This window comes from Gilliamella apicola (assembly GCF_003202915.1).
Classification (GTDB): domain Bacteria; phylum Pseudomonadota; class Gammaproteobacteria; order Enterobacterales; family Orbaceae; genus Gilliamella; species Gilliamella apicola_Q.
Genome location: NZ_QGLP01000008.1, coordinates 32521 through 40466, shown reverse-complemented (window position 1 = coordinate 40466; position 7946 = coordinate 32521). Strand labels below are relative to the sequence as shown.

The 7946-nt window shown below is 37.3% G+C and carries 7 protein-coding genes; 1 reads left to right on the top strand and 6 read right to left on the bottom strand.

What is annotated here, in order from left to right; genetic code table 11:
• The 4 genes from DKK79_RS12630 to rpsL form a co-directional block, all read right to left on the bottom strand.
• Positions 1-174: GTP-binding protein (locus tag DKK79_RS12630; protein ID WP_258363466.1), on the bottom strand; the 174-nt coding region annotated here is incomplete at its 3' end.
• A 70-nt stretch (positions 175-244) separates the two neighbouring features.
• Positions 245-2347 (bottom strand): elongation factor G, encoded by a 2103-nt coding sequence (fusA, locus tag DKK79_RS12625; protein WP_034883786.1) that lies wholly within the window; start codon positions 2345-2347, stop codon positions 245-247.
• Between the two features lie 107 nt (positions 2348-2454).
• On the bottom strand, positions 2455-2925 hold the full coding sequence (rpsG, locus tag DKK79_RS12620; RefSeq protein WP_034883788.1) for a 30S ribosomal protein S7: 471 nt from the start codon (positions 2923-2925) through the stop codon (positions 2455-2457).
• A 100-nt stretch (positions 2926-3025) separates the two neighbouring features.
• The gene (gene rpsL, locus DKK79_RS12615; RefSeq protein WP_034883792.1) at positions 3026-3400 is read right to left on the bottom strand and encodes a 30S ribosomal protein S12; all 375 of its coding nucleotides are present in this window, start codon (positions 3398-3400) and stop codon (positions 3026-3028) included.
• A 378-nt stretch (positions 3401-3778) separates the two neighbouring features.
• On the opposite strand from rpsL, the gene DKK79_RS12610 reads away from it, so the two are divergent.
• Entirely contained in the window at positions 3779-4960 is a 1182-nt protein-coding gene (locus DKK79_RS12610) for a XylR family transcriptional regulator (protein WP_110424389.1), read from the top strand.
• A gap of 66 nt (positions 4961-5026) precedes the next feature.
• Here the strand turns inward: DKK79_RS12610 and xylB are convergent, their stop codons facing one another.
• Positions 5027-6484: a xylulokinase gene (gene xylB, locus DKK79_RS12605; RefSeq protein WP_110424388.1), complete on the bottom strand. Its 1458-nt coding sequence runs from the start codon at positions 6482-6484 to the stop codon at positions 5027-5029.
• 72 nt (positions 6485-6556) lie between these two features.
• Entirely contained in the window at positions 6557-7876 is a 1320-nt protein-coding gene (gene xylA / locus DKK79_RS12600; protein WP_034883795.1) for a xylose isomerase, read from the bottom strand.
• Positions 7877-7946 lie beyond the last annotated feature (70 nt).

The window sequence follows — 7946 nt, the reverse complement described above, 5'->3', positions numbered from 1 at the left end:
AGCTTTTTCTTCTGGTGCATTATCGATTTGATCGAATGCACGAGCTTGACCACCGTATTTTTTAGATAGTACAGAAGTAATAGCTGCAGTTAAAGTTGTTTTACCATGGTCAACGTGGCCGATTGTAACAACGTTAACGTGGGGTTTTGTACGTTCAAATTTTTCTTTAGACATCTTAATGTTCCTTTATTAAATCACTTCCCTAGTTATTATTAGGGAAGTGTTACTTTATTTATATAAATAATTATTTCGCTTTACGAGCTTCAATAATTGCAGTTGCAATATTGGTTGGCGCTTCATTGTACTTCAAGAACTCCATTGAGTAAGAAGCACGACCTTGGGTTTGTGAACGAAGGTCAGTTGCATAACCAAACATTTCTGAAAGTGGAACTTGTGCTTTAACTGTTTTACCAGTTGCAGTATCTTCCATTCCTTCGATCATACCACGACGACGGTTTAAGTCACCGATTACGTCACCCATATAATCTTCAGGAGTTTCGACTTCTACTTTCATGATCGGTTCTAAAAGCACAGGTTTAGCTTTCATGAAGCCATCTTTAAATGCCATTGAACCGGCAATTTTAAATGCCATTTCTGATGAGTCAACATCATGGTAAGAACCATCATAGATAGTGACTTCAACATCAACAATTGGGTAGCCAGCAAGAACACCGTTTTTCATTTGTTCCTGACAACCTTTATCAACTGCTGGGATGTATTCTTTAGGAACCACACCACCAACAATTTCATTGTTGAATTTGTAGCCTTCGCCACCAGCTTCTAATGGTTTAATTCTTAACCATACATGACCATATTGACCACGACCACCAGACTGACGAACAAATTTACCTTCTTGTTCAACTTCATTGCGAATGGTTTCACGGTAAGCAACTTGTGGTTTACCAACATTTGCTTCCACTTTAAATTCACGTTTCATACGGTCAACGATGATTTCTAAGTGAAGCTCACCCATACCAGAAATAATTGTTTGACCTGATTCTTCATCGGTGTGAACACGGAATGAAGGATCTTCTTGTGCTAGTCGACCTAAAGCAAGCCCCATTTTTTCTTGGTCAGCTTTGGTTTTTGGTTCAACTGCAACTGAAATTACTGGTTCAGGGAATTCCATTCTTTCAAGAATGATTGGTGCGCTTTCAGCACAAAGAGTATCACCAGTAGTTACATCTTTAAGACCGATTGCCGCAGCAATGTCACCCGCGCGAACTTCTTTAATTTCTTCACGTTTGTTAGCGTGCATCTGAACGATACGACCAAAACGTTCTTTTTTATCTTTAACAGAGTTAAGAACAGTATCACCTGAGTTTACAACACCAGAGTAAACACGGAAGAATGTTAAGTTACCAACAAATGGGTCAGTTGCAATTTTAAATGCTAGTGATGAGAATGGTTCGTCATCACTTGAGTGACGCTCAGCTGCTTCACCATTAGGTAATTCACCTTTGATCGCAGGAACATCTGTTGGTGCTGGTAAGTATTCAATTACCGCATCAAGCATGAATTGAACACCTTTATTTTTAAAGGCACTACCACAAGTTACTAAGATGATTTCGTTAGCAAGTACGCGTTCACGTAACGCTGCTTTGACTTCTTCTTCGCTTAACTCTTCACCACCAAGGTATTTTTCCATTAACTCTTCATTTGCTTCAGCTGCAGCTTCCATTAGGTTTGCACGCCACTCTTCGACTTGCTCAACCATATCCGCAGGAACATCTTCATAAGTGAAAGTAACGCCTTGATCAGCATCATTCCAGTTAATTGCTTTACGTTTAAGTAAATCAACTACACCAGTAAAGCCTTCTTCCGCACCGATAGGTAGTACTAATGGAACTGGTACTGCCGCTAAACGTGTTTTGATTTGATCAACAACACGTAAGAAGTTAGCACCCATACGGTCCATTTTGTTTACGAAAGCAATACGTGGAACTTTATATTTGTTTGCTTGACGCCATACTGTTTCTGATTGAGGTTGAACACCACCAACCGCACAGTAAACCATTACCGCACCATCTAAAACACGCATAGAACGTTCAACTTCGATTGTGAAGTCAACGTGTCCTGGGGTGTCGATGATATTGATTCGGTGTGGTTCATATTGTTGACCCATACCAGACCAGAAAGCTGTAGTCGCTGCAGACGTGATAGTAATACCACGTTCTTGTTCTTGTTCCATCCAGTCCATGGTAGCTGCGCCATCATGAACCTCACCAATTTTGTGACTTACGCCAGTGTAAAATAAAATACGTTCAGTAGTCGTCGTTTTACCTGCGTCAATATGTGCACTGATACCGATATTACGGTAGCGTGCTATAGGGGTTGTACGAGCCATATTAATCCTCTATTTAGAATCGTTTGCTTATAAAATATCTTTTGGGGGGACTGATAATAACTATTAATTATCAGTCTAATTTCAAGCGTCTTATATAAGCGCTTAAATTACCAACGATAGTGTGCAAACGCTCTATTAGCTTCAGCCATACGATGAACATCTTCGCGTTTTTTCACAGCGGTACCTTTGTTTTCAAAAGCATCCATAAGTTCATTCGCTAGGCGTAATGCCATTGATTTATCGCCACGTTTACGTGCAGCATCTACAATCCAACGCATTGCAAGTGCATTACGACGGACAGGACGCACTTCAACAGGAACTTGGTATGTAGAACCACCAACGCGACGAGACTTAACTTCTACAGTTGGTCTTACGTTATCTAATGCAACTTCGAAAGCTGCTAAGTGGTCTTTTCCACTACGCTCAGCTAATTTATCAAGAGCTGAATATACGATTGATTCTGCGATAGATTTCTTACCATCTATCATTAAAATATTTACAAATTTCGCCAGCAAATCTGAACCGAATTTCGGATCAGGTAAAATTTTTCTTTGACCGACAACATGACGACGTGGCATTGGAATACTCCGTTTATATGTTATAAATTTTCAGGTTTACCCAAAACTCAAATGAGTTAAATGGAATTATTATAGTTTGGCCTTACTTAACGGAGTTCCATTAAGCTTTAGGTCGTTTCACACCGTATTTAGAACGGCTTTGTTTGCGATCTTTAACACCTGCGCAGTCTAATGCACCACGAACAGTGTGATAACGAACACCAGGTAAATCTTTAACACGACCACCGCGGATTAAAATCACGCTATGTTCTTGCAAGTTATGACCTTCACCACCGATATAAGAAGTAACTTCAAAACCGTTGGTTAAACGTACACGGCATACTTTACGTAATGCTGAGTTTGGTTTTTTAGGTGTAGTAGTGTAAACACGTGTACAAACACCTCGTTTTTGCGGGCATGCTTCAAGTGCAGGAACGTTACTTTTCGCTTCCTTTAGTGCTCTTGGTTTGCGTACCAGCTGATTAATTGTTGCCATTAATAAGCTCCTGATTAATTAAAATAAATTTAAAATTGCTTTTTAGATACGTAATTAATAACTGTAGCCCAAAGCCTATTTATATAAGTTTTGGGTCGCAAGATTCTAGACCTCAATAGCTATAATGTCAAGTATCAGCATAAGATCTTTATGTTATTTAATAATAATTTATATGGTCTTCAGATGTAATATAAAAATGAGTTTTTCTCTTAATTTTGATAGCGTCTTGAGCAAACGTTGTTGAGAAAATTTAGGCTGAATATGATAGTTATTTGCACTATACAAATTGATATTTTATGTAACACTAGTTTATTCTAATAAATAGACTACAAATTAATGCTAATAAGTTAAATATGTTAGTAAGTGATAATGATCGAGATGCAGAATAAGAGTTACCGAGTTGTTTTGCTATTTAATGCAAATAATATTTATGATCGGCAAATACTAAAAGGTATCGGGAATTTTTTAAAAGCGAATAATATTCACTGGAATATCTATATTTCCGAAACGATGCGCTATGATACTAATACACCTTTCTATTTTGATTGCGATGGTATTATTGCTAATTTTGATGATCCAGATATTCAAGATTTGCTCGCTGATGTAGATATACCAATAATTGGCGTAGGTAGTTCGCATCACCATGATTCAAATTATCCTAAAGTGCCGTATGTTGCCGCGGATAATTTTGCCATTATAGAGAGTGCTTTTAATCATTTATGTTCGAAAGGAATTAATAAATTTGCCTTTTATGGTTTACCATTGAATCGATCTTGTCGTTGGGCAGCTGTAAGAGAACAATTTTTTTCGCAAATTGTAAGCCAAAAGGGTTATGAAGGATTTATTTATCAAGGAACCTCGACATCACTTGATAATTGGCAAGATAGCTTAGATAAACTCTCTAAATGGTTATTATCCTTACCTGTTAACACCGGTATTATTGCCGTAAATGATGCTAGAGCCCATCATATTTTACAAGCTTGTGACAGAGTTGAAATAAAAATACCTGAAGAGTTATGTTTAATTGGTATAGATAATGAAGAAGTAATTAATGATCTGTCGATGGTTTCCTTATCTACCGTTAAACAAGGTACTGAGGAGATGGGATTTGAAGCAGCTAAACTGCTGCAAAAAATATTCAATAAAGGGAAGGTTGCTACCTCGCCACGGTTAATTTCACCAAAAAAAGTCATTGAACGTCGTTCGACGGATTACCGTTCAATACAAGACCCTTATGTTATACAAGCTATTCATTATATCCGTGATTATGCTTGTAAAGGCATTAAAGTAGATCAAGTAACTTCGGAATTGCAAATATCTCGTTCCAATTTAGAACTTCGCTTTAAAACATCATTAGGTAAAACTATTCACACGGTCATTCATGAAGAGAAATTTAATCGTGCTAAATATCTACTAATTGAATCATCATTGTCTATTCAGGCTATTTCTCAGCAGTGTGGCTATCCATCGGTTCAGTATTTTTACTTTTTATTTAAAAAGTTCTATGCAATGACACCTAAGGATTTTAGAAGTAAATATACAAACCTTAATTTACTGTAATTTGTTTAAAATAAAACCATAAAAAAGCAGAAAATCATATAGATATGAAATTCTGCTAGTTAAATATCAAGACATTAATGGTTTTAATTGTTGATAAATTTTTCTAAAAATTGAACGTTGTTGTTGGAATTCTGCATGTTTTTTCATATCGGGTTGGTGGGTTTGAACCATTGGTAATGGTGGTAACAGCACCTCTAAGTGAGTATTGGGATTACAGGCAATTTGTGCCAGTTTCGCTGCTCCTAAAGCAGGTCCCACTTCGCTCCCTTCACAATATTCAATATGGTAACCTGAAATATCACTGATCAATTGCCGCCAATAGCCACTACGGGCACCGCCACCAATAATCAGGATTTTATCCGGTGAAGTTCCTGTTTGATGAACAACATCAATACCATCGGCAAGCGCATAGCTGACGCCCAATAATATTGCATTTGCTAGATCTACCTTGTTATGTTGATAAGTTAGACCAAAAAATACGCCTTTGGCTTCAGGGTTATTATGTGGTGTTCTCTCACCAGATAGGTACGGTAAAAAGTAGACTGGTGGTTTATCGTCAGATGGTTGTTCCTCAATCAAACTGAATAAGGTAGCAACATCTTTAATACCTAACAACTGACATCCCCAATCTAGACATGAAGCACAACTTAACATCACTGACATAAGATGCCAGCGATTAGGTAATGCATGACAAAAGCTATGAATTGCTTGTTCAGGCTGGCTGATAAAACGATCGGTGACCGCGAAATAAACCCCTGAAGTACCTAGTGAAAGCATTGCTTGTCCAGATCGATAAAGCCCAACACCGATAGCACCTGCCGCATTATCGCCACCACCGGCAATAACTGGAATTGGATTGATATTCCAGCGTTTAGCAATATCATCAGTAACATAACCAGTTATTTGATTACCCTCAAATAGGGTTGGCATATGTTGTCGATTTAAACCGCAAGCTTTTAATAACAGATCGTTCCAATCTCGTTTTTCAACATCTAACCACATGCTGCCAGCTGAATCAGACATATCAGATGCATATTCACCTGTGATTTTAAAGCGTAAATAATCCTTTGGTAACAGTACTATATCTATTTTGGCAAACGTTTCTGGCTCGTGTTTTTGTACCCATTTAATTTTCGGTGCCGTAAAACCAGCCATCATTAAGTTGCCTGTAATTTTTCTAGAATTTGGCACTAATTGTTCTAACTCATGACATTCAATATCGCAACGACCATCATTCCACAAAATTGCTGGTCTTAATACTTGAGATGAACTATCTAATAATACAGCACCATGCATTTGTCCACTTAGGCCAATTGCTTTGACTTGGGTTAAGTCATGCTTATGACTAAGTTCTTGTATTGCTGAATCTGCTGCTTGCCACCATTGCTCAGGATCTTGTTCGGACCATAATGGATGAGGACGCGATACTGTGAGTGGCTTAGTATTTGATGCCACAATACGTTGTTTTTCATCCATTAAAATTACTTTGACACCGGAAGTGCCTAAATCAATACCAATATACATATCTGCCTCCATTATGCAGCTATCATAACTATAAATATAATAGTTCTGATAGGTAAATACACAATGATTTTTTTAGCCAAAAATAGCTTTATTAATAATATTTTCTAATTGCTCTTGTGCACCGCTACTAGCTTTAGGTTGCAGATTATTTACTAGGCTATATTGAGCAATTTCTTGTAGCGACATATTCCCTTGTAAAATGTCTTTACCTAAATTTTTGTCCCAATCGGCATAACGCTCAGCTACTTTTTGATTTAATAGCTTATCTTCAATCATTTTAGCTGCACATTTTAATGACAATGCCATGGTGTCGATGGCACCAATATGGCCATGGAATACATCGTATTTATCAAGGCTTTGTCTTCTTATTTTGGCATCAAAGTTAAGTCCACCAGTAGTAAATCCGCCACTTTTTAAAATTTCATACATAACCAGTGTGTTTTCCTCGACACTATTTGGAAATTGATCGGTATCCCAACCCAGTTGCGGATCTCCTCGATTAGCATCAAGTGAACCAAATATATCTAAGGCAATAGCTGAAGCTACTTCATGTTGAAATGAATGGCCGGCAAGTGTTGCATGATTTGCCTCAATATTGACCTTGATTTCTTTCTCTAAGCCAAATTGTTTTAAAAAGCCGTAAATGGTTGCGACATCGTAATCATATTGATGTTTGGTTGGCTCTTGTGGTTTTGGCTCAATGAGTAAAGTGCCGTTAAAACCAATTTTATATTTGTTTTCGACAACTAATTGCATAAATTTACCAAGTTGTTCACGTTCTTGACGTAAGTTGGTATTTAATAGTGTTTCATAACCTTCTCGACCACCCCACAGTACATAATTTTGACCACCTAACTTATGAGTAGCATTCATTGCATGGACAACTTGAGTGGCCGCACAGGCGAAAACTTCCGGATCAGGATTAGTTGCCGCACCAGCTGCATATCTTGGATTTGTAAAACAGTTAGCGGTTCCCCATAATAAATTAACACCGGTTTCTTGTTGTTTTTGTAACAAGATATCCGTCATCATTGATAAATTAGAGATGTATTCTTGAATTGAATTACCTTCTGGCGCAACATCGACATCATGAAATGCATAAAAAGGAACATTCATTTTATTAAAAAATTCAAAGGCAACATCAGCTTTAGCTTTTGCGTTACTTAATGGATCAGTGCTGGATTGCCATGGATAGTTAAATGAACCAGAACCAAACATATCTGTTCCAGCCCAACAAAAAGTATGCCAATAACAGATAGAAAAACGTAAGTGCTCAGCCATTGTTTTTCCCAAAATTATCTGCTCTGGATTGTAATGCCTGAACGCAAAAGGATTATTAGTTTGTGTTCCTTCGTATTTAACTCTTTCTATTTTTTCATAATATTGACTCATAATGTACCTCTAAATACCATTAATTAACTTAAAATCTATATAATGGTTAGTAAGTTTTCTGGATAACTAA

Bases quoted from the DNA above. Each gene is read 5' to 3' on its own strand.
- fusA (WP_034883786.1), bottom strand. From the start codon at position 2,347: ATGGCTCGTACAACCCCTATAGCACGCTACCGTAATATCGGTATCAGT.
- rpsG (WP_034883788.1), bottom strand. From the start codon at position 2,925: ATGCCACGTCGTCATGTTGTCGGTCAAAGAAAAATTTTACCTGATCCG.
- rpsL (WP_034883792.1), bottom strand. From the start codon at position 3,400: ATGGCAACAATTAATCAGCTGGTACGCAAACCAAGAGCACTAAAGGAA.
- DKK79_RS12610 (WP_110424389.1), top strand. From the start codon at position 3,779: ATGCAGAATAAGAGTTACCGAGTTGTTTTGCTATTTAATGCAAATAAT.
- xylB (WP_110424388.1), bottom strand. From the start codon at position 6,484: ATGTATATTGGTATTGATTTAGGCACTTCCGGTGTCAAAGTAATTTTA.
- xylA (WP_034883795.1), bottom strand. From the start codon at position 7,876: ATGAGTCAATATTATGAAAAAATAGAAAGAGTTAAATACGAAGGAACA.